The sequence below is a fragment of the Kosakonia sacchari SP1 genome, from assembly GCF_000300455.3.
Taxonomy (GTDB): domain Bacteria; phylum Pseudomonadota; class Gammaproteobacteria; order Enterobacterales; family Enterobacteriaceae; genus Kosakonia; species Kosakonia sacchari.
Genome location: NZ_CP007215.2, coordinates 3,315,889 through 3,338,798, shown reverse-complemented (window position 1 = coordinate 3,338,798; position 22,910 = coordinate 3,315,889). Strand labels below are relative to the sequence as shown.

At 56.3% G+C, this 22,910-nt stretch carries 21 protein-coding genes; 8 read left to right on the top strand and 13 right to left on the bottom strand.

Features of this window, described 5'->3' with window-relative positions; all coding sequences use genetic code 11:
* Positions 1-3: 3 nt before the first annotated feature.
* The 5 genes from moaC (at position 4) to C813_RS38765 (ending at position 2,723) form a co-directional block, all read left to right on the top strand.
* Positions 4-489: a cyclic pyranopterin monophosphate synthase MoaC gene (gene moaC, locus C813_RS38785; RefSeq protein ID WP_017455993.1), complete on the top strand. Its 486-nt coding sequence runs from the start codon at positions 4-6 to the stop codon at positions 487-489.
* On the top strand, positions 482-727 hold the full coding sequence (moaD, locus tag C813_RS38780) for a molybdopterin synthase sulfur carrier subunit (protein WP_017455994.1): 246 nt from the start codon (positions 482-484) through the stop codon (positions 725-727). Before moaC ends, moaD begins: the two co-directional genes overlap by 8 nt.
* 1 nt (position 728) lies before the next feature.
* Entirely contained in the window at positions 729-1,181 is a 453-nt protein-coding gene (moaE, locus tag C813_RS38775; RefSeq protein WP_017455995.1) for a molybdopterin synthase catalytic subunit MoaE, read from the top strand.
* 57 nt (positions 1,182-1,238) lie between these two features.
* Complete coding sequence (locus C813_RS38770) at positions 1,239-1,946, top strand: Bax inhibitor-1/YccA family protein (RefSeq protein WP_017455996.1); 708 nt, start codon at positions 1,239-1,241, stop codon at positions 1,944-1,946.
* 75 nt (positions 1,947-2,021) lie between these two features.
* Complete coding sequence (locus C813_RS38765) at positions 2,022-2,723, top strand: Bax inhibitor-1 family protein (protein ID WP_017455997.1); 702 nt, start codon at positions 2,022-2,024, stop codon at positions 2,721-2,723.
* Positions 2,724-2,727: 4 nt separating this feature from the next.
* Here the strand turns inward: C813_RS38765 and C813_RS38760 are convergent, their stop codons facing one another.
* Genes C813_RS38760 through C813_RS38750 form a run of 3 tightly spaced genes read right to left on the bottom strand, consistent with a single transcriptional unit; the run spans position 2,728 to position 5,695 of the window.
* Positions 2,728-3,696 carry a lysylphosphatidylglycerol synthase domain-containing protein gene (locus C813_RS38760; protein WP_017455998.1) on the bottom strand — a complete coding sequence of 323 codons (969 nt, stop codon included), beginning with the start codon at positions 3,694-3,696 and terminating at the stop codon, positions 2,728-2,730.
* Complete coding sequence (gene clsB / locus C813_RS38755; RefSeq protein WP_017455999.1) at positions 3,693-4,937, bottom strand: cardiolipin synthase ClsB; 1,245 nt, start codon at positions 4,935-4,937, stop codon at positions 3,693-3,695. The genes C813_RS38760 and clsB overlap by 4 nt, the downstream gene beginning before the upstream one ends.
* Positions 4,934-5,695: an endonuclease/exonuclease/phosphatase family protein gene (locus C813_RS38750; protein WP_017456000.1), complete on the bottom strand. Its 762-nt coding sequence runs from the start codon at positions 5,693-5,695 to the stop codon at positions 4,934-4,936. Before C813_RS38750 ends, clsB begins: the two co-directional genes overlap by 4 nt.
* 131 nt (positions 5,696-5,826) lie before the next feature.
* Here C813_RS38750 and C813_RS38745 point away from each other — a divergent pair, with 131 nt between their 5' ends.
* Positions 5,827-6,264 (top strand): YbhQ family protein, encoded by a 438-nt coding sequence (locus C813_RS38745; RefSeq protein WP_017456001.1) that lies wholly within the window; start codon positions 5,827-5,829, stop codon positions 6,262-6,264.
* Between the two features lie 54 nt (positions 6,265-6,318).
* Here the strand turns inward: C813_RS38745 and C813_RS38740 are convergent, their stop codons facing one another.
* From C813_RS38740 to cecR, 5 genes are read right to left on the bottom strand one after another with little or no spacing between them, the layout of a single operon-like run.
* Positions 6,319-7,425: an ABC transporter permease gene (locus C813_RS38740; RefSeq protein WP_017456002.1), complete on the bottom strand. Its 1,107-nt coding sequence runs from the start codon at positions 7,423-7,425 to the stop codon at positions 6,319-6,321.
* Positions 7,426-7,434: 9 nt separating this feature from the next.
* Positions 7,435-8,568 carry an ABC transporter permease gene (locus tag C813_RS38735; protein ID WP_017456003.1) on the bottom strand — a complete coding sequence of 378 codons (1,134 nt, stop codon included), beginning with the start codon at positions 8,566-8,568 and terminating at the stop codon, positions 7,435-7,437.
* On the bottom strand, positions 8,558-10,297 hold the full coding sequence (locus C813_RS38730; protein ID WP_017456004.1) for an ATP-binding cassette domain-containing protein: 1,740 nt from the start codon (positions 10,295-10,297) through the stop codon (positions 8,558-8,560). The genes C813_RS38735 and C813_RS38730 overlap by 11 nt, the downstream gene beginning before the upstream one ends.
* A complete protein-coding gene (gene hlyD / locus C813_RS38725) occupies positions 10,290-11,285 on the bottom strand; it encodes a secretion protein HlyD (protein WP_017456005.1) in 996 nt (331 codons plus the stop codon). Before hlyD ends, C813_RS38730 begins: the two co-directional genes overlap by 8 nt.
* On the bottom strand, positions 11,285-11,959 hold the full coding sequence (cecR, locus tag C813_RS38720; protein WP_017456006.1) for a transcriptional regulator CecR: 675 nt from the start codon (positions 11,957-11,959) through the stop codon (positions 11,285-11,287). Before cecR ends, hlyD begins: the two co-directional genes overlap by 1 nt.
* Before the next feature lie 235 nt (positions 11,960-12,194).
* Between cecR and rhlE the strand changes: the two genes are divergently transcribed.
* Entirely contained in the window at positions 12,195-13,670 is a 1,476-nt protein-coding gene (gene rhlE, locus C813_RS38715; RefSeq protein WP_017456007.1) for an ATP-dependent RNA helicase RhlE, read from the top strand.
* Here the strand turns inward: rhlE and C813_RS38710 are convergent, their stop codons facing one another.
* The 5 genes from C813_RS38710 to licT all read right to left on the bottom strand — a co-directional run bounded on the left by C813_RS38710 (position 13,671) and on the right by licT (position 20,403).
* Entirely contained in the window at positions 13,671-14,624 is a 954-nt protein-coding gene (locus C813_RS38710; protein WP_017456008.1) for an alpha/beta hydrolase, read from the bottom strand.
* 64 nt (positions 14,625-14,688) lie between these two features.
* Positions 14,689-16,080 carry a glycoside hydrolase family 1 protein gene (locus tag C813_RS38705; protein ID WP_017456009.1) on the bottom strand — a complete coding sequence of 464 codons (1,392 nt, stop codon included), beginning with the start codon at positions 16,078-16,080 and terminating at the stop codon, positions 14,689-14,691.
* A 9-nt stretch (positions 16,081-16,089) separates the two neighbouring features.
* Entirely contained in the window at positions 16,090-17,562 is a 1,473-nt protein-coding gene (locus C813_RS38700; RefSeq protein WP_017456010.1) for a glycoside hydrolase family 1 protein, read from the bottom strand.
* A gap of 11 nt (positions 17,563-17,573) precedes the next feature.
* Complete coding sequence (locus tag C813_RS38695) at positions 17,574-19,412, bottom strand: beta-glucoside-specific PTS transporter subunit IIABC (protein WP_017456011.1); 1,839 nt, start codon at positions 19,410-19,412, stop codon at positions 17,574-17,576.
* Positions 19,413-19,563: 151 nt separating this feature from the next.
* Complete coding sequence (gene licT / locus C813_RS38690) at positions 19,564-20,403, bottom strand: BglG family transcription antiterminator LicT (protein WP_017456012.1); 840 nt, start codon at positions 20,401-20,403, stop codon at positions 19,564-19,566.
* 331 nt (positions 20,404-20,734) lie between these two features.
* Here licT and dinG point away from each other — a divergent pair, with 331 nt between their 5' ends.
* Positions 20,735-22,888 (top strand): ATP-dependent DNA helicase DinG, encoded by a 2,154-nt coding sequence (gene dinG, locus C813_RS38680; RefSeq protein WP_017456014.1) that lies wholly within the window; start codon positions 20,735-20,737, stop codon positions 22,886-22,888.
* Positions 22,889-22,910: the final 22 nt, after the last annotated feature.

Sequence of the window (22,910 nt, the reverse complement as noted above, 5' to 3'; positions counted from 1 at the left end):
GTTATGTCACAACTGACCCATATTAACGCCGACGGCGAAGCGCACATGGTGGATGTCTCCGCCAAAGCGGAAACCGTCCGTGAAGCACGCGCTGAAGCGTTTGTCACCATGCTGCCGCAAACGCTGGCGATGATCGTCGACGGTAGCCACCATAAAGGCGATGTCTTTGCCACCGCGCGTATCGCCGGGATCCAGGCGGCGAAACGCACCTGGGAATTGATCCCCCTGTGCCACCCGCTATTGTTGAGTAAAGTCGAAGTGCTGTTGCAGGCGGAGCCGGAACATAACCGTGTGCGCATCGAAGCTGTGTGCCGCCTGAGCGGCAAAACCGGCGTGGAGATGGAAGCGCTGACCGCCGCTTCGGTGGCCGCGTTAACTATTTACGATATGTGCAAAGCGGTACAAAAAGATATGGTGATTGGCCCGGTGCGCTTGCTGGCGAAAAGCGGCGGCAAATCCGGTGATTTCAGGGCGGATAGCAATGATTAAAGTCCTTTTTTTCGCGCAGGTGCGCGAGCTGGTCGGCTGCGACAGCACTACCATCGATACCGTTTTCCCTTCCGTTGAGGCGCTACGCCAGCATCTGACCGCACAGGGCGATCGCTGGGCGCTGGCGCTGGAAGAAGGCAAATTGCTGGCGGCGGTCAACCAGACGCTGGTCAGCTTTGATCATCCGTTGCAAAGCGGCGATGAGGTCGCTTTCTTCCCGCCGGTCACCGGGGGCTGAAATGAGCGAAACGCGAATTTGCGTCGATCATGCGACCTTCTGCGTCGGTGATGAGTACGCCTGGCTGGCGGCGCGCGATGAAGACGGCGCGGTAGTGACGTTTACTGGTAAAGTGCGTAATCACAATTTAGGTGACAGCGTCAGTGCGTTAACGCTGGAGCACTATCCGGGCATGACGGAAAAATCGCTGGCGGAGATCGTTGATGAAGCGCGCAGCCGTTGGCCGCTCGGGCGCGTCACCGTCTATCACCGCGTGGGCGAATTGTGGCCAGGTGACGAAATTGTCTTTGTTGGCGTAGCCAGCGCGCACCGTAGCAGCGCGTTTGACGCCGGGCAATTCATTATGGATTACCTGAAAACCCGCGCGCCGTTCTGGAAACGCGAGGCGACGCCGGAAGGCGATCGTTGGGTGGAAGCCCGCGACAGCGACAAGCAGGCGGCGGAACGTTGGTAATCCGTTGAGCAGAGATGTGTTAACCTTAAAAGGCTAACCCATCAATCTGGAGTGATTATGGACCGTTTCCCTCGTTCTGATTCTATTGTTCAGCACAGCCGTACCGGCTTACAAACGTATATGGCGCAGGTTTATGGCTGGATGACCTGCGGCCTGCTGCTGACGGCGTTTGTCGCCTGGTACGCCGCGCGCAGCGAAGCCATCATGTCGTTTGTGTTTTCCAGCCAAATAACCTTCTTTGGCCTGGTGATTGCGCAACTGGCGGTGGTATTTGTGCTTTCCGGGCTAATTCATAAGCTGAGCGCCGGGCTGGCAACCACGCTGTTTATGCTCTATTCGGCGCTAACCGGGCTGACGATTTCCAGTATTTTGCTGGTCTATACCGCGCAATCTATCGCCGCCACCTTTGTTGTCACCGCCGGGATGTTTGGCGCGATGAGCCTGTATGGGTACACTACCAAACGCGATCTCAGCGGTCTCGGCAGCATGCTGTTTATGGGGCTGATTGGTATTCTGCTGGCCTCACTGGTCAACTTCTGGCTGAAGAGTGAAGCGCTGATGTGGGCGGTGACCTATATCGGGGTGGTGATTTTTGTTGGTCTGACCGCCTATGACACGCAGAAGCTGAAAAATATCGGTCAGCAAATCGATGTTCGCGACGCGTCGCAGCTGCGTAAATCCTCCATTCTCGGCGCGCTGACGCTGTACCTCGACTTCATCAACCTGTTCCTGATGCTGTTGCGTATTTTCGGCAACCGCCGTTAATATCCCGCTTCACGATCCCGGCATTTGCCGGGATTTTTTTGCCTTGCGGACAGCCGCTATTCAGGGAGGAACCCGGTGAAACCCTTTGGCTGGATCCAGCCTGCACAGGTCGCGCCTGCCGAGTTGATGGTCAATATTTGCTTATGGCTGGCGGCAGGGATGGCGCTGAGTATCGCAACGGCCTGGCTGGTGCTGGATGTCATGGCGCTCCGCACGTTTACCGAACACAGCGCGATCATTGTGCTGCTGGCGATCCTCTGGTTTGTCGTCGCCCTGGTGCTCAACGTTCTTTTTGACCGCTTCAATACTTGGTCGGCGTTAGCCGGTCTGGCGCTGATGAGTATCCTCTCGGGCTTGCTGCTCGCCAGCCTGTTTCCACTCGGCGGGATCGTCGTGCATCTGGCGATAACCGACGGCATGTATCTACTTGGCGCGGCGATTGCCCATTTTGCCGGTTCATCCCTGCGCGGCAGCGGTTACTACTGGCTGATGGCGCTGGCGGGTCTGTTACTGGCGATAGCGGTAAACAGCCTGCGTCACAGCGGTCCGCTGCTGTGGTTCGGTAGCATAATGGCGGTGCTGTTCTTTAGCGCGGTAAGCGCCTACAAAAGCAAATCCATTGCTGTGAGCGCGCGTAAGCTCTACGCCCGCGACTTTACCACCGTGCAGAGCAGTGCGATCCGTGGCGCACTGGCTATCTGGCTTGGGGTCATCACCGCCTTTTTCAGAACGCTGGAACTGCTGTCGTATCTCTTGCCGGGCACCAACTCGCGCTAAAAACTTACTGCTGCGCCAACGCTTTTTCGTTTTTCGCCCGCAGCTTTTTCGCCCGGCTTTCCAGCAACAGGTAGCAAACCAGCGCCAGCAGCAGTGGCAAGAAGTAGTAAAGTACACGGTAGGCGAGCAGGGCGGCGATAATCATGCCTTGTGAAACGTGTTCGCTGGCGAGCAGGGCGATGAACACCGCTTCGAGCACGCCGATCCCCGCCGGAATATGCACAATGACGCCCGCGATACTGCTGACCAGCAACACGCCAAGCACGAAGAAGAAATCGGCCTGCATGCCCATCAGCAGCCAGATAATCGCCCCCATGGCTATCCAGTTGGCGCTGGAAATAGCCAACTGTGCAACGGCAAATTTCCACGATGGCAGCACCAGCTTGTGGCCTTTAATCGTCAGATGACGGCGTTTGGCGAACGCGCAACCCCACAGGTAGACCGCAATCACCAGCAGCAACACCACGCCAACGATGCGCAGCGTCGTGTCGTCGATATACCAGTGCGCCGGGATCTGCACCACGCCGAAGGTAAAAATCACCCCGCCAAGCAAAATGTAGCCCAGCCAGTTGGTGGTAATACTCAGCGAGAAAATGCGCGTAATCGTGCTGCCCGGCAGACCAAGACGTGAGTAAAGCCGATAGCGCATACCGATGCCGCCCACCCATGTACTGAGCGTCAGGTTAAAGGCATAACAGATAAATGACACCAGCATCACCTGGCGTTTTGCCAGCTTGTGCCCGCAATAAGCGCGGCCGAGCAAGTCATAGCAGCCGTATAACAGGTAACTTACCACCACCAGTGCGACGGCGCTAAGCAGCGCGGTGCGGTTATAGTCGCGAATGACTTTCCAGACATCATCCCAATTCACTTTTTGTGCATACAGCACCAGCAGCACTGCAACAGCAACAAAAAACAGTACCGTGAGGATCCTTTTGGCCAGCCGCCAGCGCGGATGTGAGCGTGATGTCATGGTTTCACCCCTGAGTGCTGCGCTTCAGTCCGATCCTGGGTTTCGATTTCGGGCTGAACGGGCGGCTCCACCTCGGCCAGCCTTGGCGTGTGTGCCGGTAACCAGCCGACCATTGCCGGGAAGTGGCGTAAAAAGTGGAACACCACCACGCTTTTTCCGAGGTTCCACCACGTTCGTTTCGGCGCCATTGACTCATTTACCCGCACACAGTCGTTATTAATCAGCCCCAGCAAATTGTCGCGCAGCGTCTGGTTAAACACACGGTCATGAATAATCAGATTGGCTTCGAGATTGAGTGACAAACTTAGCGGGTCAAGATTGCTGGAGCCGATAGTGGCCCAGTGATCATCCATCAGCGCCACTTTGCCATGCAGCGGGCGGCGGCGATATTCATACACCTGAACCCCGCCCTTCAGAAGATAGTTATAAAGCAGCTCCGCACCGACTTTCACAATCGGCATATCCGGTTCACCCTGCACAATCAGTTTCACCGTGACGCCCCGCCGTGCGGCGCTGCGCATGGCGTGCAGCAAACGGTAGCCGGGGAAAAAGTAAGCATTGGCGATAATCACTTCGCGGCGCGCGTTCGCCAGCATTTTCAGGTAGTGGCGTTCAATGTCGTCGCGGTGATCATCATTGTCGCGCCAGACAAACAGCGCCTGCGCTTCGCCTGGTTTGCGGTTTTCCTCCGGGCGATGGCGACGCTTGCGCCACCAGCGTTTAACCGGTGCGTTATCCGGCAAGTTCTCCAGTTCAAATTGCAAAATATCGAGCACCACCGGGCCTTCAACCCGCACGGCGTAATCTTGTTTCGCTTCCGGGCCGTAGCTGGTGACGTGCTCTGCCGAGTAGTTAATGCCGCCAACAAACGCCACCGTATTATCGATCACCACGATTTTGCGGTGCATACGTCTAAAGAGATTGGTGCGCATACCGAACAGCCGTGGGCCGGGATCGTAGTAACGGAAAATTACCCCGGCTGAGGTCAACGCACTGACAAACGGTTCGCTCAGATCCGGCGAACCGTAGCCGTCCAGCAGCACTTCGATGCTGATCCCGCGCTGGGCGGCGCGCAACAATACCTGCTGCAACTGACACCCGACATCGTCTTCAAACCAGATAAAGGTTTCCAGAATAACGCGCTGTTTTGCATGATCGATGGCGTCAAACAGCGCGGGGTAATAGTTATCCCCGTTTTCCAGCAACTGAATGCGATTACCTTCCCGCCAGCTACATTTCATAGATGGATCTCCGCGCTCAGTGGGGCATGATCGGACAAATGACGCCAGTTACGCAGCGGCAACGCGGTCGGTGCGCTGGCGTTCGCGTTTTTCACATAAATACGATCGAGGCGCAGCAGCGGCAGGCTTACCGGAAACGTACGGGCAGGGCGGCCATGCGCGCGGGTGAAGATCTCCTCCAGCCCGGCCTGCGTTTTCAACGGGTGATTGGCTTTTTGCCGCCAGTCGTTAAAGTCGCCAGCGACCACCACCGGTTCGTTTTCCGGCAGTGAATTGACCCACTCCGCCAGCATCGTCAGTTGTGCCTGGCGGTGCGCTTCCCGCAGCCCCAGGTGGACACAAATCACATGCAAAGCGTGACCGAGATCCGGCGGCACAATCCGGCAGTAGAGCAGGCCGCGTTTTTCGCTGCCGTCAACGGAGACATCGCGGTTTTCATAGTGCTCAATCGGAAAGCGGGAGAGCACCGCATTACCATGATGCCCTTCCGGATAAACCGCATTGCGCCCGTAGGCGTAATCGCTCCACATAGTATCGGCAAGGAATTCGTAATGGGTGGTGTCCGGCCAGTTTTCCACATGCAACGGGTGAACTTCATGCGCGCCCATCACCTCTTGCAGGCAGACGATATCAGCGCTAACGGTGCGCACTGCGTCGCGCAGCTCGGGCAAAATAAAGCGGCGGTTAAACGCGGTGAAGCCTTTATGGGTATTAATGGTGAGTACTTTTAATGAAAAATTTCGCGCGTGTTGGGTCATAACTCTCCTGCCAGCGTCACTCTCCTCGTGAAAATAAATTGTAGTCCCTGTCACAAAAAAGGGCGGGTTACGGAATTTTCCGTAAATACGAGTACGCTTCATACAGATAAAAATCCTCCAGGAGAGAAACCATGAAGTGGCAACAACGTGTTCGTGTCGCGACTGGCCTGAGTTGCTGGCAGATTATGTTGCACGTACTGATTGTAACGTTGCTGGTGATGGGCTGGATGAGCGGCACGCTGGTGCGTGTTGGCTTAGGGCTGTGCGTACTGTATGGCATTTCCGTGTTGCTGATGCTGTTTCTCCAGCGTCACCATGAAGCGCGCTGGCGCGAGTTCGGCGATGTACTGGAGGAGTTGACCACCACCTGGTATTTTGGCGCCTCGCTGATTGTTATCTGGCTGCTCTCCCGCGTATTGCAAAATAACTATTTGCTGGCGGTGGCCGGGCTGGCGATCCTTGCGGGACCGGCGGTGGTGTCGCTGCTCACCAAAGAGAGAAAACTTCCCGCTAAATCTTTCGGTCTGCATCAACGCAGCAGAGCAGCCAGTCCGCACGATCACCGCTAATGCAGTAAAACAGACGGGCAAACAAACCTGCCCGTACGCCAGCCGAAAAACGAATCACATGATTTTGCGTCTGAACAGCGCATACGCCGCTGAACCGGTGGTCGCCGCGATCACCAGTAGTGGCCACAAACTCTGCCAGACAATCGTAAAGCTGGCGTCCTTCAGGTAAATCTGCTTGGTAATATCGGTAAAGTGGCGGATCGGATTCGCCCAAGTGAGATCCTGCAACCAGACCGGCATATTCTCCACCGGCGACACATAACCGGAGAGCAAAATCGCTGGCATCATAAAGACAAACACGCCAATAAACGCCTGCTGCTGGGTCGAGCAGAGCGACGAAATCAGCAAGCCAAAACCGACCAGCGACAAGCCATACACCAGCATGGTGAAATAGAACAGTAGCAGCGAACCGGCAAAGGGGATTTTGTACGCCAGAATGCCCACGCCAAGCACAATCGTTGCCTGGAATGTGGCGACAATCAGCGCCGGCACCGCTTTACCGACAAAGATTTGCCACGTTGCCAGCGGTGAAACCAGCAGTTGATCGAGCGTACCTTGTTCACGTTCACGCGCCACCGACAGCGAGGTGACAATCATCACGCCAATGGTGGTAATCATCGCGATCAGCGACGGCACCACAAACCATTTGTAGTCGAGATTTGGGTTATACCAGTTGCGCACGACCAGCTCGCTGTTGTTCGGTTTTTCCCGTCCGCTGAGCAGCTCCTGTTGATAATCTTTGACGATCTGCTGCAAATAATTGGCGGCGATTTGCGCGCTGTTCGAGTTACGCCCATCCAGAATCAACTGCATCGGCGCGGTAACGCCGCTGTCGAGATTGCGCGAGAAATCCGCCGGGAAGCGCACCAGTAACAGCGCTTTTTGCGTGTCGATGATTGGGCGAATTTCTTGCGGGCTGTTCAGCAACAAAACGTGGGTAAAGGCTTTCGCACGGGCAAAACGCTGGGTCAGTTCGACGGCGTGTTTGCCGTTATCTTCGTTGTAGATAGCGATGGTGGCGTTGGTCACTTCCAGCGTGGCGGCGAAAGGAAACAGCAGCACCTGAATCAGCACCGGCAGGATCAAAATGGCGCGGGTTTGCGGCTCGCGCAGCAGCGATTGCAACTCTTTGCGGATAAGCGTCAGTAAACGGTAAAACATGGCTTTTCCTTAATCCAGTCTGCGTTTGGTTTTCAGCCACGTCAGGCCAATAAACATCACCGCCGAGGCAACTAAAAACAGCACGTTCACTACCAGCACTATCGGGATATTGCCCGCCAGAAACAGGCTTTGCAGGGTGCTGACAAAGTAACGTGCCGGAATAATGTACGTCACCACGCGAATAATGGCGGGCATGCTGTCTATCTGGAAAATAAAACCGGACAGCATAATCGACGGTAAAAACGCGGCGTTAAGCGCCACCTGCGCGGCGTTAAATTGATTACGTGTGACGGTGGAAATCAACAGCCCCATGCCTAAGGTGCTCAGCAAAAACAGGCTGGTAATTAAAAAGAGGATCAGCAGCGAGCCGCGATACGGCACACCGAGAATAAACACCGACACCAGCATGCACAGCCCCATCGCCAGCATGCCAAGAAAGTAATAGGGAATGAGTTTGCACAGCAGCAGTTCCGCACGGGTGATCTCGGTGGAGAGCAGCGCTTCCATGGTGCCGCGTTCCCATTCGCGCGCCACCACCAGCGAGGTGAGGATCGCGCCAATCACCGTCATGATAATGGTCACCGCACCAGGGATAATAAAATGCTGGCTGATAGCCGCCGGGTTAAACCAGTAGCGCGTCTGCACATCAATCAGCGGCTTAAACGTTTCTCCGTTATCTTCCGCGCGTTGCTGTTGCCAGAGTTGCCAGATGCCTTCGACATACCCCTGCACAAAGTTGGCGGTGTTCGGTTCGCTGCCATCGGTTATCACCTGAACCGGCGCGCTGTCGCCAGGGCGTGCCATTTGCGCGGCGAAGTTCGCCGGGATCACCACCAGCCCGCGAATGCGCCCGGCCTGCATCATCTGAATCAGTTGCTGGCGGTTATCGCTGATGGTGGCATCAATATAGGGCGAACCGGTCAGCGTATGGGTAAAATCCAGCGCCTCTTCGCTGTGCTGTTCAAGCAGTACGCCAACGCGCAGTTTGCTGGAATCGAGGTTAATACCGTACCCGAAAATAAATAGCAGCAGCAGCGGGATCACCACCGCAATCAACCAGCTACTCGGGTCACGCACAATCTGGCGCGTCTCTTTCACGCATAACGCGCGCACGCGCCGCCAGGAGAGGGCTTTAACGCTCATCGTGATGCTCCTTATCCCAGTTATGGATAAGCGTGATAAACGCGTGCTCCATGGTCGGGTCCGGGTGATCCGCATCGGCGGTTTGCGCTTTCAGCGCGTCCGGCGTACCGCTGGCGATTAACTTCCCGCGATAGACCAGCCCAATGCGATCGCAATACTCCGCTTCATCCATAAAGTGGGTGGTCACCATCACGGTGACCCCTTTTTCCACCATGCTGTTGATATGCAGCCAGAACTCGCGGCGCGTTAGCGGATCAACACCGGAAGTCGGCTCATCCAGAAACAGAATGTCCGGTTCATGCATCAGCGAGCAGGCCAGCGCCAGCCGCTGCTTAAAGCCGAGCGGCAGTTCGTCGGTGGCATGACTGGCGATACTTTTCAGCCCAAAAGCCTCGCTCATGCGGTCGATTTTCTCGTTCTGCGCCCGCCCGCGCAGGCCGTAGACGCCGGAAAAGAAGCGCAGGTTTTGTTCCACCGTCAGGTTGCCGTAAAGGGAGAACTTCTGCGCCATATACCCCAGGTGCTGGCGCGCTTTGCCGGAGCTGACTTTCAGATCCATATTCAACACCAGCGCCTGGCCATCAGTCGGCACCAGTAAACCGCACATCATTTTGAAGGTAGTGGATTTCCCCGCCCCGTTCGGGCCGAGCAGGCCAAAAATCTCTCCGCGTTTGACGGCGAAATTGACATTATCGGTCGCGGCGAAATCGCCAAACTTTTTGGTCAGAGATTTGGCTTCAATTACCGTCTCTTGCGCGCTGCCTTCCACCGTATGCAGAATCGCCCCCAGCGGTGATTCGGAGGTGCCCGCGCCGCCAAGCAGGTCGATAAAAGCATCTTCAAAGCGCGGCGCAGTCTCCTCGATCTCCAGAGCGGGCATCTTTTCTGCCTGTCGCAGATCCTCGGGCTGCGCCCCTTTTTTCAGGATCATACGCACCGAGCGGCCCTGGATCATGCCGTCGCTGACCTGCGGCTGCCGCAGGATACGCCGCAGCAGACGGCGGTTGTTCTCCTCTGAACTGGTGACGAGGAAGCTACGCCCGGCCATGGTTTGCGTCAGTGCTTTCGGCTCGCCCTGATACAGCAGTTCGCCTTCGTTCATCAACAACACATCGCGGCACTGCTCGGCTTCATCAAGATAAGAGGTGCTCCAGAGGATCAGCATGCCGTCGCCTGCCAGCTCATGCACCATCTGCCACAGTTCGCGGCGGGAAATGGGATCAACACCGACGCCCGGCTCATCCAGCAACAGCACTTTCGGTTCACCCACCAGCGTGCAGGCCAGCCCCAGCTTCTGTTTCATACCGCCGGAGAGTTTCCCGGCCAGTCGCCCGGTAAACGGGCCGAGGGCGGTGAACTCCAGCAGCCGCGCAAACGTCTGGCGGCGCTGCTCACCGGTAACGCTGCGCAAATCGGCATACAGATTGAGGTTTTCCATGACCGTTAAATCTTCATACAGGCCAAACTTCTGCGGCATATAGCCGAGCATGGCATGCAGTTCGCTGTCATTGGCGACAGGATCGAGACCCATCACCTGTGCGCTGCCTTCATCCGGGCGCATCAACCCGGCGAGCATGCGCATCAACGTGGTTTTTCCGGCGCCATCCGGCCCGACAAGGCCGGTGACATATCCCGCTTTGATCTCACAATCCAGTCGCGCGACGGCGGGTTTTTCCATGCCGGCAAAGCGCTTAACTAGGCCGTGCAGGTGGATAGCCGCTTCACTCATGGCGCGCCTCGCCGCTAAAGCGCAGCGTAACGGGCATGCCCTGGCGCAGGCTGTCATCGGCATCGGTCACAATAATGCGCAGGCGATAGACCAGATCGGTACGCAAATCCGGGGTTTCGACGGTTTTTGGCGTAAATTCGGCGGTGGGTGAAACAAAGCCAATTTTACCGTGATAAGGCTTATCCGGGCGGCCATCGGTATACAGCAAAATTTCTTGCCCCGGCTGCGCCTGGTGCAAATTGCGCTCACCCACATAGGCGCGAACCCATACCGGGCGCGTCAGAGAAAGGGTTAATACGGTGCTTCCGGCGTTGAGCATGCTGCCGGGTTCGACGGCGCGCGTCAGCACTGTGCCATTACTTGGCGCGATAAGCGTGGTGTCATGCAGATCCAGTTGTGCCTGTGCCAGCGCGGCTTCGGCCTGCTCAAGGCTGGCTTTTGCCTGGGCGATTTCCTGCGGGCGATTACCGGCACGGTACTGGCTCAATTTATCTTGTGCCGATTTCAGCGTGGCCTGGGCCTGATCCCGTGACGAGCGGGCATTTTCCAGATCGTTTGCCGAAATCGCCCGGCTTTTCATCAGCCCCTGCTGGCGCTGAAAGAAGTTCTGCGCGTAATCGTACGCCGCTTGTGCCTGACGCACGGCGGCGACGGCCTGGGCTATCTCTTCATCGCGGTAACCGGCGGTCGCCAGCGAGTATTTTGCCTGCGCGGTGGCGACATTGGCTTGTGCCTGCAACAGCGCGTTTTCATACGGCGCTTTGTCTATTTCGCCCAGCGTTTGCCCGGCGCGGATCGCATCCCCTTCATCCACATTCAGCGCAGAGAGCCGCCCGCCAACGCGGAAACTTAAATTCACCGTGCGGATGTCGACATTCCCGTACAGGGTGAGCGTGCGGTCTTGTTTGCTTTGATACCACAGCCAGCCGCCGCCCAGCGCGGCCAGTACCACCACAACTATCACTACCACGACGATGGGTTTTTTCATCACGTTGAACTCCTGTTCGTTAATCCTTGCAAGATAAGATCGATATGACAGGTGATGACCTGATAAATCTGTGTCGCTTTCTCTTCATCAAACTGCGTCCATCCTGCGCGCAGCAAAATGGTTTCCCGCCCGAGGCGAAAGGCGAGGATCTGACCGATAAGCGCATGGGTATGAATAATGGTTTGTATATCTTTGGCGTCGCGCCCGGTGTAGGCCGCGAGCAGCGCCGTAAAGTGGCTGTGCAGCGGCGCAATCACCTGGTCATGCACCAACTGGTAAGCGCGCGTCGGAGAAAGCTGCTCGCGGGAGATAAATTTGCTTAGGTTGAGCGTCTCGTCATGGGTGAGCAGCACAATCATATTTTTACAGGCGCGGTGGATCAGCTCGCGAATGGCGGCTTTATCCGGCGTGGGCTGGGCGAATAACTCTTCGGCGGCCTGCACATGCGGGCGAAAATTGTCGCTGATAAAATCGGCAATCCACTGTGCGCAGGCAAGATATAAATCCTCTTTTGAGCCAAAATAGTAAGTGATCGCGGCGATGTTCTGCCCGGCTTGTGCGGCGATATCCCGCGTGGTGGCATGCAAGCCATATTCACCAAACTGTGCCAGCGCGGCGGCAATCAGCTGGTTTCGGGCCTGTTCACCCCGGCTGGTGGTCGGTGTTGTATGCATGGCGGTGATGAAAGTTAATCAATCGATTGATTAACTTTATGGCTAAAATTTAGGCTTGTCCAGTTAGCGGTGCGTTAATATCGCGCATTCCGCTCCCGAAGGGATATTTTATGCGTGTGATCACAAAAGCTGATACACTCCGCCCCTTCATGACATTGTGGTTTTTGTCATCAGCCAAATTATTATCTCCTCGAAAACTACACCTGTTCACAGGTCGGGGCGGTGTGGAGTTGTTATGTCTTTTGATGCCCTTGGCCTGAACCCGGAAATCCTGCGCGCTGTTGCCGAGCAGGGTTATCTTCAGCCGACCCCTATTCAGCAGCAGGCTATCCCGGCGGTGCTGCAAGGCCGCGATCTGATGGCAAGCGCCCAGACCGGCACCGGTAAAACGGCCGGTTTTACGCTGCCGCTGTTGCAACGCCTGATTCAAAACGAGCCGCACGCCAAAGGCCGTCGCCCGATCCGTGCGCTGATCTTAACGCCAACCCGTGAGCTGGCGGCGCAGGTGGGTGAAAACGTTCAGGCGTACAGCAAATACCTGAATATCCGCTCACTGGTGGTGTTCGGTGGCGTCAGTATCAATCCGCAGATGATGAAGCTGCGCGGCGGCGTGGATATCCTGGTGGCGACACCGGGACGTCTGCTGGATCTGGAACACCAGAACGCGCTGAAACTCGATAGCGTGGAAATCCTGGTGCTGGACGAAGCCGACCGCATGCTGGATATGGGCTTTATCCACGATATTCGCCGCGTGCTGGCAAAACTGCCGCCGAAGCGTCAGAACCTGCTGTTCTCCGCGACCTTTTCCGATGAGATCAAACAGCTGGCAGAAAAGCTGCTGCGTAATCCGCTGGAGATCGAAGTGGCGCGCCGCAATACCGCCTCTGAGCAGGTCACCCAGCATGTGCATTTTGTCGATAAAAAACGCAAACGGGAACTGCTGTCGCAGATGATTGGCGAGGGCAACTGGCAGCAGGTGCTGGTTTTCACCCGTACGAAACACGGGGCTAACCACCTGGCGGAGCAACTGAATAAAGACGGCATCACCAGCGCGGCGATCCACGGTAATAAGAGCCAGGGGGCGCGTACGCGTGCGCTGGCAGATTTCAAATCTGGCGACATTCGTGTGCTGGTAGCGACCGACATTGCTGCGCGTGGGCTCGACATCGAAGAGTTGCCGCATGTGGTGAACTATGAACTGCCGAACGTGCCGGAAGATTACGTGCACCGTATTGGCCGTACCGGCCGGGCAGCGGCGACTGGCGAAGCGCTGTCACTGGTATGCGTTGACGAACATAAACTGCTGCGCGATATCGAACGCCTGCTGAAAAAAGAGATCCCGCGCATTGCCCTTGACGGTTATGAGCCGGATCCGTCGATCAAAGCCGAGCCGATTCAGAATGGTCGTGGCCAGGGTGGCGGCCGTCAGGGCAGTGGTCGCGGGCAGGGCGGCAGTGGTCGTGGTCAGTCTGCGCCGCGCCGCAGTGAAGGCGAAGGACAAAAACCGCGCTCCCCGCGCCGCGCCGAAGGTGGCACTGCGAAGCAAGAGGGTGGACGCCGTGCTGAAGGCGGCGCGAAGCCGACCGGTGGTCGTCGTCTTGATGGCGGCGCTGCGAAACCAACCAGTGGACGCCGTCTTGATGGCGGCGCGGCGCCGGCGGGCAACCCGTCTCGCCGTCGTCGCCCGCGCAAACCTTCCGCCGCCGAGTAATTAGCGGTTAAAACGCGCCAGCCAGTTCTGGCGCGTCTCTCTGGCCCGCTGTGCGATGCTCGCCTGCGGGTCGGAATTAAAACCGTGATACGCCCCCGGCCAGACATTCAGCTCCACCTCGACTCCCGCACGTATTAACCGCTGCGCGTACACCATATCTTCATCAAGAAACAGATCCAGCGTACCAACGCCAATCCATGTCGGCGGTAGCCCTGCCAGGTCATCGGCGCGCGCCGGAGCGGCATACGCCGATACGTCAACGCTTCCGGGTTCACACCCAAGCAGCGCACGCCAGCCAAACGCATTGTTTTCCCGCGTCCAGATAAATTCGCCTGTTACCGGGTTTCGTTCCGCCTCCACCACCGTACGATCATCGAGCATCGGGAACATCAGGTTCTGAAACGCCAGTTGCGGCCCACCGCGATCGCGCGCCAGCAGCGCCAGCGCGGCAGCCACACCTGCGCCTGCGCTGTCGCCCATCAGGCCGATATTGTTGACATCAATGCCTAATTGCGCCGCGTTTTCCGCCATCCACACCAGCGCGGCATAGCCGTCATTAAGCGAACCGGGAAAGCGGGTTTCCGGCGACAAGCGGTAATCGACAGAGACCACGACGCAGTCATGGCGCGCGGCTGTCGGGCGGGTGAGCGACAAAGATTGTTCGGGGCTGCCAAACAGATGACCGCCGCCGTGCAGATGCAAAATTCCCATCCGGTTGGCGCGACGTGTCGTTGGGGCGATCACGACTACGCGCACGGCGGGTTCACCGCTGGCACCCGCAATGTGCTTTTCGTGCATCATCAGTGAAAGCCCATCATCCAGATGCATGGCCTGCAGCGCGGCTTGCTGGCGCTGCTCGCGGATGGCGGGAAGTGCGTCGGCGTTCAGCGTGGAAGGTGTCCAGGATTGCAGGGCGGGGCGAAGCTCGGGGTCAACCAGATGCCATGTACTCATGCGTAAACCTTATCGTCAACAGGCCAAAATAAGAGAAGCGCCGCAGCGCTTCCCGGTTTTAACCTTACAGCACTTCGCCATTGCTGGCGATAACCTGTTGATACCAGATAAAACTCTTCTTCTTACTGCGCGTGAGCGTACCTCGGCCGTCGTTGTCCTTGTCGACATAGATAAAGCCGTAGCGTTTTTTCATCTCACCCGTCCCGGCGCTGACAATGTCGATTGGCCCCCACCACGTGTAGCCCATAATGTCGCAGCCATCGTCAATCGCTTGCGCCATGGCCTCGATGTGTCGCCGACCATAATCGATGCGGGCGTCATCGTTAATTTGCCCGCTGGCGTCCGGTTCATCCACGCCGCCATAACCGTTTTCAACAATGAACAGCGGCTTACGGTAGCGATCCGCCAGCTCATTACAGACGATGCGAAAACCTTGCGGGTCAATTGGCCAGCCCCATTCGGTTTTCTCCAGATAGGGGTTGTCCAGCCCGGCGGTGCCGCCGGTATCAATGCGGAACTGACCGCCCGCCTGGTGCAGCACGCTGCGGTAGTAGCTAAAGCCAAGATAGTCTGAAGGGTAATCGGCCAGCAGTTGCAGATCGCCTTCGGCAATTTCCAGTTTTACGCCCAGTTCGCGGAACAGACGCGGCGCAAACGCCGGGTATTGCCCGAACATCATCACATCGGAGAAGAACAGCGAACGGCGGCGCAACTGCATGGTGGAGAAGATGTCTTGCGGATTGCTGGTTGCCGGGTAGACGGTGCTCAGCGACAACATGCAGCCGATTTTCGCCTCAGGGATAATCTCGTGGCACAACTTGTTGGCCAAGGCGTTAGCGACAAACTGGTGATGATTGGCCTGCCAGATCGCCTGCGCACCGGCATCGGCATCCACCGCGCCGGTGGCGAAAGGCATACGGTTCATGTTATTCAGTTCGTTGAAGGTCATCCAGTATTTGACCTTGCCTTTGTAGCGGCGAAATACCGTTTCGCAGTAGCGGCTAAAAAAGTCAATCAACTGGCGGTTCTGCCAGCCGCCATACTCCTGATACAGCGCCAGCGGCGTTTCGTAGTGCGAGAGGGTGATAACCGGCTCAATGCCATACTTTCGCAGCTCATCGAACAGCGAATCATAAAACGCTAAACCCGCTTTGTTGGGCGTGGTTTCATCGCCGCGCGGGAAAATGCGCGACCAGGCAATTGATGTGCGAAAGCATTTAAAACCCATTTCGGCGAACAGCGCCACGTCCTCTTTGTAGCGGTGATAGAAATCTATCGCTTGATGGCTGGCATAGTAAAGATTGGGATCAATCACCGCATCATGTTTGCCGGAGGCGATGCCGCCGCGTACCACATCGGCGATAGACGGCCCTTTGCCGTCTTCGTTCCACGCCCCTTCCGCCTGGTTGGCGGCAATCGCGCCGCCCCATAAAAAATCTTTGGGAAAAACAGACATATCTACTCCTTAATCGGCTAAGTCTTCGCCGTTCGAGGCGATCAGTTTTTTATACCAGTGGTAGCTTTTCTTCAGCGAACGCGCCTGCGTGCCGTTGCCCATATCATCCTGGTCGACATAGATAAAGCCGTAGCGTTTGGAGATTTGCGCCGTGCCCGCGCTAACCACATCAATGGGCCCCCACCAGGTGTAACCGAAGAGATCCACGCCATCGACGATGGCCTCTTTCATCTGCTCAACGTGCTGGCGCAGATAATCGATGCGGTAATCGTCATCGATGGATCCATCCGGGTTAACGGTGTCCACCGCGCCGAGGCCGTTTTCGGCAATAAACAGCGGTTTCTGGTAACGGTCATAGAGCTGATTGAGCGCCAGGCGCAGCCCTTTCGGATCGATTTGCCAGCCCCACTGGCTGGTGGGCAGATGCGGGTTGCGAATGCCGCCGGTGACCAGGTTGCCTTCTGTGCCTTCCAGCGTTTCCGGATGTGCGCTGACGGTGCTCGACATGTAGTAACTAAAGGAGACGAAATCCACCGGGTGCTGGCGCAGGATCTCATCATCGCCGACCACTTTTTGCAGCGTTACGCCTTTTTCGGCCAGCATGCGGTCGGTGTAGGCGGGGTAATAACCATGCGCCTGCACATCGCTGAAGAACAGCGACACGCGCTGCATTTCTTCGCACGCCTGCAAATCATCCGGGTGGCAGGTGTGCGGGTAGAGCATCTGGTAGCTGATCATGCAGCCGACCTGCGAGCCGGGGATAATGTTATGGCAGGCTTTGGTTGCAAGGGCACTGGCGACAAACTGATGATGCGCGCCCTGGTATTTCTCCTGCTCCAGATGCGGGTTGTCCTCTTCGATCACGCCCACGCTGACATACGGGTGATGCTTCACGCAGTTGATCTCGTTAAAGGTCATCCAGTACTTCACTTTCTTCCGATAACGGGTAAATACCGTGGTAGCGAAACGCACATAGAAATCTACCAACTGGCGGTTCGGCCAGCCGCCGTAATCGGTCACCAGCGCCAGCGGCATTTCATAGTGCGAGAGTGACACAATCGGCTCTATGCCGTGCGCCAGCAGCGTGTCGAATACCTCATCGTAAAATTTAAGCCCCGCTTCGTTAGGCGTGGTTTCATCGCCGCGCGGGAAGATGCGCGTCCAGGCGATAGACATGCGGAAGCATTTGAAACCCATGCCGGCAAACAGCGCGATATCTTCTTTAAAACGGTGGTAAAAGTCGTTGCCTTTGCGCTTCGGATAATATTTTTGGCTGTGCGGATCCTGCGCTTCCCGTATCTGCGCGTGGGTCATTCCCAGCCACTGATCGAGCCAGCGCTCACGCGGCGTGCTGCTATCAAAAGTGTAAACATCCGAGACGGAAAGCCCTTTGCCGCCTACATTCCACGCGCCTTCCAGTTGGTTGGCGGCGGTTGCGCCACCCCATAAAAACCCTTCCGGAAATGCTTTCGAAAATGCCATGCCTCTGCTCCTTACGCCGCGCTTGCGGTCAGTGTGAGAAATGCGTCCCGGCTGGCGACATCGCCATTGGCTTTTACCGGGCTGATATCGCCGTATTGTTCGCTGTTGGTGACCACCACAATCACGCTGGGATCGATGCCTGTGGCCTGCAATGCCGCCAGATCGAAGCTCACCAGCAAATCACCGACTTCCACGTTTTGCCCGGCAGTTATGTGGCTGGTGAAGTGTTTGCCGCCGAGTTTCACCGTATCGATGCCGATATGAATCAGGATCTCTGCCCCGGTATCGCTTTGCAGCGCCAGCGCGTGATGCGTTTCAAACAGGGATTCCACCGTGCCGTTGACCGGAGAACGCAGCTCGCCGCTGGTGGGATAAATGGCGATCCCTTTACCGAAAATTTCATCGGCAAATACTGGATCGCTCAGAGTATTAAGCGGTTTCAGTTCGCCGCTGACCGGCGCGAAGAGTTTCTCTTCGCTGCGTGCCACCGGCATTGGGCTAACGCCTGCCACGACGGTTTCTTCAAAACCCAGTACCACGGTGACAACCGCCGCGCAGACAAAAGAGATGGCGATGCTGACCAGCGCCCACATAAACGTCGGGCCAACCAGCGCCGGCAGACCGGGCAAACCGCTCAGCGCGAAGGCGTAGGTTTTGACACCCATCGCCATGGCAAAACCGCCGCCGCAGGCACCGCCAATAAGCGCTGCGGCAAATGGGCGTTTATAGCGAATGTTGATGCCGTACATCGCCGGTTCGGTAATGCCCATCACGGCGCTGAAACTGGTACTTAATGCCAGTGATTTCAGCTTCTTATCGCGGGCGCGCAGGAACACGCCAAATGCCGCGCCCGCCTGGCCGAGGTTGGCGACATAGAAAAGTATTTTGAACGGGTCAAAACCCATGGTGCTGATGTTGTTGATCATAATGGGCACCAGCACGTAGTGCATACCGGTGATGATGATCATCGACAGCGTGCCGCCAACCACCACGCCCGCCACAACGCCTGCGTTTTCCACCAGCCAGATAATGCCGCTGGAGAGCGCGTTCCCGGCGAAAATACCCAGCGGGCCGATGGCAATCAAGGTAATGGGCGTGACGATAACCAGGCTTAACAACGGCACAAACATGGTTTTCAGCACGCCGGGCATCAGGCGATCTATCAGCTTTTCCACCCGGCTAAGCAGCCAGACAGCGAGCAGAATCGGGATTACCGTGGAGGCGTAGTTCACCGTTGGTACTGGCAGGCTCATGAAGGTGACCGCTGCGCCGGATTTAAACAGTGTCTGAATCGCCGGGTGGAAGAGGGCGGCAGCCAGCGCAATGGCCACATAGGGGTTCGCGCCAAACTTACCCGCCGCGCTGAAGGCCAGCGCCAGCGGCATAAAGTAGAACACGCCATCGCTGATGGCGAGCAGGATTTGATACGTCTGATTACTGGTTTCCAGCCAGTGCATGGCCACCATCAGTGCCAGCACGCCTTTTAAGATACCAGCTCCGGCAATCGCCGGAATGATTGGCGAGAAGATACTGGATAACCCCTCCAGTACCACCGACACCGGGTTGCGGCGTTTTTCGGATTTTGCTGCGCTGGTGGCGGAAACACCCGGTAATTTCGCCAGCAAGGCGTCGCACAGCGGTGCGACATCATTGCCGATGATGAGCTGATACTGATCGCCGGAAATGTTTACGCCAATCACGCCATCCAGCGCTTCCAGCGCGGCGCGATCGGCTTTGTCCTTATCTTTCAGTAAGAAACGCAAACGGGTGATGCAGTGAAACAGTGACAGAATATTGCCCTTGCCGCCGATCTTGTTGATTATCTGCTGCGCGGTATCCTGATAGTTCATGGTCATTCCTCCAGACTGACACCTGCGAGGCAGGCGCCATAACAATTACCGGTTATCCACCGGCGCTTTGTTCTTCTGGGGTTTGCCTGATTTAACAGTAACAAGCCTGGAAAGAATTGATACTTTGGGTCGCAGGTGCGACGTGGTTACCTTACGACTCTATCCGTTGCACTACATTTTCGATATGCACGGTCAGGTAGAGTTTTTCCGAATTGCTCATCGTGTGGTGATAATTTTTGCCGACAAATTCGTTAATCGCGTCAACGCATTTCAGGGTGGTTTGATAACGACGCTGCACCATCGCGAATAACTCTTCGTCGTCATTATTTAACACCACGCCATCAATTACCCGTTGGGCAAAAAACTTTAAATGGGTAATGAAACGCTGGTAATTCAGACTGTGCTCGTCGAGCGGCAGGGTGAAAAAGTACTTAACGATATTCTGTAACTGATAAATAAGCCGTGTGATTTTTGTGGTTTTACCCATCGTATCGTTCAGCCCGGCATTCACAATATGTAGCGCAATACTACAGGCTTCGCTGTCGGGTAATAGTGTGCCGGTACGCGCGACAATCATACCGAGAGCCTGGCGGCCAATGGCGTACTCGTCGGTATAGAAATGGCGCACTTCCCACTCTAACGGATTGGGTAAAACTTCATTTTTTTCTGTGCGTTGCAGGGCAAAGTGCAAATGATCAGCCAGCGTCACGTACAGGCCTTCACTTAATTTATGCGCAAGCGTAGAACGCGCAAGCGCGACGATATCGGCGGTGAGTTGCACTATTTCCACCGGCACTTCACTGACCAGATCTTTAAAACGTGCGGAGACTTGTGAGTCCTGCAAATGGAATATTTTTTCGATGGCTTGCGCATCGACGCGCGCACCGCTTTGAGTATTAAACCCTAAGCCGCGCCCGGTCAGAATAACCTCAAAGCCATGCTCATCAATGGCGCTGACAACGTTATTATTTAATATTTGTTTGACCAGCATCGCCAACTCCTGCAAACAAAAACGGGCAAAACGTAAATACAGCAGCGAGCGGATGTCGCCCTCATTCTCTGCATTTAGGTTTTGCCCGATATTCGGTAACAAGCGTAATGCAGGTAAAAACTAGCATTGCCTGAATAAATGTTCAACGCGGCCTGAACGGCAATGGTGAATGGATCTGCCAATTTGTGATCGGCGTTATGAAAAATATCCTGTATCAGAATGATGACGCACAGGATATGCGGGCGCGCTTCCGGCATGGCAAAAAGGGTTACCCTACGGGCGCTAAAAATGCCACAATGGTGGCTGTTTATACAGTATTTCAGGTTTCCTCATGGCCCTTACCGCCGCGCTAAAAGCGCAGATTGCCGCCTGGTATAAGGCGTTGCAACAACAGATCCCGGACTTTATTCCCCGCGCGCCGCAGCGGCAGATGATTGCTGACGTGGCGAAAACGCTGGCGGGGGATGAAGGGCGTCATCTGGCGATCGAAGCGCCAACCGGCGTGGGGAAAACGCTCTCTTATTTAATTCCGGGCATCGCCATCGCGCGTGAAGAGCAAAAAACGCTGGTAGTCAGCACCGCGAACGTGGCGTTGCAGGATCAGATCTTCAGTAAAGATCTGCCGCTGCTGCGCAAAATTATCCCGGATTTACGCTTTACCGCCGCGTTTGGCCGCGGGCGCTATGTCTGTCCACGCAACCTGGCGGCGCTGGCAAGCAGCGAGCCGAACCAGCAGGATCTACTGGCATTTCTGGACGATGAACTGACGCCGGGTAACCAGGAGGAGCAGAAACGTTGCGCGGCGCTGAAAGCGGATCTCGACAGCTACAAGTGGGACGGCCTGCGCGATCACACCGACAAGGCGATTAGCGATGATTTGTGGCGACGGCTCAGCACCGATAAAGCCAGTTGCCTGAACCGTAATTGCCACTACTACCGCGAATGTCCCTTTTTTGTCGCGCGCCGCGAAATCCAGGAAGCGGAAGTGGTGGTCGCCAACCATGCGCTGGTGATGGCGGCAATGGAGAGCGAGGCGGTGCTGCCGGAGCCCAAAAACCTGCTGCTGGTGCTGGATGAAGGCCACCATTTGCCGGATGTGGCACGTGATGCCCTGGAAATGACGGCGGAAATCACCGCCCCCTGGTATCAGCTTCAGCTCGATCTGTTCACCAAACTGGTGGCGACCTGCCTTGAGCAATTTCGCCCGAAAACGCTGCCGCCGCTGGCGACACCGGAGCGGCTCAACGCCCATTGCGAGGAGCTTTACGCGCTTATCGCGTCGCTTAACAACATTCTCAACCTTTATCTTCCGGCGGGTCAGGAAGCGGAATATCGCTTCGCGATGGGTGAGCTGCCCAATGAAGTGATGGAGATTTGCCAGCGGCTGGCAAAACTGACGGAGATGCTGCGCGGACTGGCTGAACTGTTCCTGAATGATTTAAGCGAGAAGACGGGTAGCCACGACATCGTGCGTTTGCATCGGGTTATTTTGCAGATGAACCGCGCGCTGGGCATGTTCGAAAGCCAGAGCAAACTCTGGCGGCTGGCTTCAATGGCGCAGGCGTCCGGCGCGCCGGTGACCAAATGGGTCACCCGTGAGGCGCGTGACGGGCAGTTGCATCTGCTGTTCCACTGCGTGGGGATTCGCGTGAGCGATCAACTGGAAAAGCTGCTCTGGCGCAGCGTTCCGCACATCGTGGTGACCTCGGCGACGCTACGTTCGCTGAACAGTTTTAATCGTCTGCAAGAGATGAGCGGTTTAAAAGAGAAAGCCGGGGATCGCTTTGTCACGCTTGATTCGCCGTTCAACCATGTTGAGCAGGGAAAAATTGTTATTCCGCAGATGCGCTACGAGCCGCTGATGGAAAACGAAGAGCAGCACATTGCGGAAATGGCGACCTGGTTTCGCGAACAGGTTGAGAGTAAAGCGCATCCCGGGATGCTGGTGCTGTTCGCCAGCCAGCGCGCGATGCAGCTGTTTTTAACTTATGTCGCGGACTTGCGTTTATTGCTGCTGGTGCAGGGCGATCAGCCGCGCTATCGGTTGGTGGAACTGCACCGCAAACGTATTGATAACGGCGAGCGCAGCGTGCTGGTGGGGTTGCAGTCATTCGCCGAAGGGTTAGATCTCAAAGGTGATTACCTGACGCAGGTTCACATCCATAAAATCGCTTTTCCACCTATCGACAGTCCGGTGGTGATCACCGAAGGCGAGTGGCTGAAAAGCCTGAACCGCTATCCTTTTGAAGTGCAGAGCCTGCCCAGCGCGTCGTTTAACCTTATCCAGCAAGTAGGAAGGCTTATTCGTAGCCACAGTTGCCGTGGCGAAGTGGTGATTTACGATAAACGGCTGCTGACCAAAAACTACGGTAAACGGCTGCTCGACGCGCTACCTGTGTTTCCTATTTCACAACCGGCAATGCCGGACGTTATAGTGAAGAAACCTGTGAAAAAAGCAGAACAGAAGCGTCGCAAGCGCCGTTAACGATGTGAGCCCGCAAGGAGTC

Bases quoted from the DNA above. Each gene is read 5' to 3' on its own strand.
- moaC (WP_017455993.1), top strand. From the start codon at position 4: ATGTCACAACTGACCCATATTAACGCCGACGGCGAAGCGCACATGGTG.
- moaD (WP_017455994.1), top strand. From the start codon at position 482: ATGATTAAAGTCCTTTTTTTCGCGCAGGTGCGCGAGCTGGTCGGCTGC.
- moaE (WP_017455995.1), top strand. From the start codon at position 729: ATGAGCGAAACGCGAATTTGCGTCGATCATGCGACCTTCTGCGTCGGT.
- C813_RS38770 (WP_017455996.1), top strand. From the start codon at position 1,239: ATGGACCGTTTCCCTCGTTCTGATTCTATTGTTCAGCACAGCCGTACC.
- C813_RS38760 (WP_017455998.1), bottom strand. From the start codon at position 3,696: ATGACATCACGCTCACATCCGCGCTGGCGGCTGGCCAAAAGGATCCTC.
- clsB (WP_017455999.1), bottom strand. From the start codon at position 4,937: ATGAAATGTAGCTGGCGGGAAGGTAATCGCATTCAGTTGCTGGAAAAC.
- C813_RS38750 (WP_017456000.1), bottom strand. From the start codon at position 5,695: ATGACCCAACACGCGCGAAATTTTTCATTAAAAGTACTCACCATTAAT.
- C813_RS38745 (WP_017456001.1), top strand. From the start codon at position 5,827: ATGAAGTGGCAACAACGTGTTCGTGTCGCGACTGGCCTGAGTTGCTGG.
- C813_RS38740 (WP_017456002.1), bottom strand. From the start codon at position 7,425: ATGTTTTACCGTTTACTGACGCTTATCCGCAAAGAGTTGCAATCGCTG.
- C813_RS38735 (WP_017456003.1), bottom strand. From the start codon at position 8,568: ATGAGCGTTAAAGCCCTCTCCTGGCGGCGCGTGCGCGCGTTATGCGTG.
- C813_RS38730 (WP_017456004.1), bottom strand. From the start codon at position 10,297: ATGAGTGAAGCGGCTATCCACCTGCACGGCCTAGTTAAGCGCTTTGCC.
- hlyD (WP_017456005.1), bottom strand. From the start codon at position 11,285: ATGAAAAAACCCATCGTCGTGGTAGTGATAGTTGTGGTGGTACTGGCC.
- cecR (WP_017456006.1), bottom strand. From the start codon at position 11,959: ATGCATACAACACCGACCACCAGCCGGGGTGAACAGGCCCGAAACCAG.
- rhlE (WP_017456007.1), top strand. From the start codon at position 12,195: ATGTCTTTTGATGCCCTTGGCCTGAACCCGGAAATCCTGCGCGCTGTT.
- C813_RS38710 (WP_017456008.1), bottom strand. From the start codon at position 14,624: ATGAGTACATGGCATCTGGTTGACCCCGAGCTTCGCCCCGCCCTGCAA.
- C813_RS38705 (WP_017456009.1), bottom strand. From the start codon at position 16,080: ATGTCTGTTTTTCCCAAAGATTTTTTATGGGGCGGCGCGATTGCCGCC.
- C813_RS38700 (WP_017456010.1), bottom strand. From the start codon at position 17,562: ATGGCATTTTCGAAAGCATTTCCGGAAGGGTTTTTATGGGGTGGCGCA.
- C813_RS38695 (WP_017456011.1), bottom strand. From the start codon at position 19,412: ATGAACTATCAGGATACCGCGCAGCAGATAATCAACAAGATCGGCGGC.
- licT (WP_017456012.1), bottom strand. From the start codon at position 20,403: ATGCTGGTCAAACAAATATTAAATAATAACGTTGTCAGCGCCATTGAT.
- dinG (WP_017456014.1), top strand. From the start codon at position 20,735: ATGGCCCTTACCGCCGCGCTAAAAGCGCAGATTGCCGCCTGGTATAAG.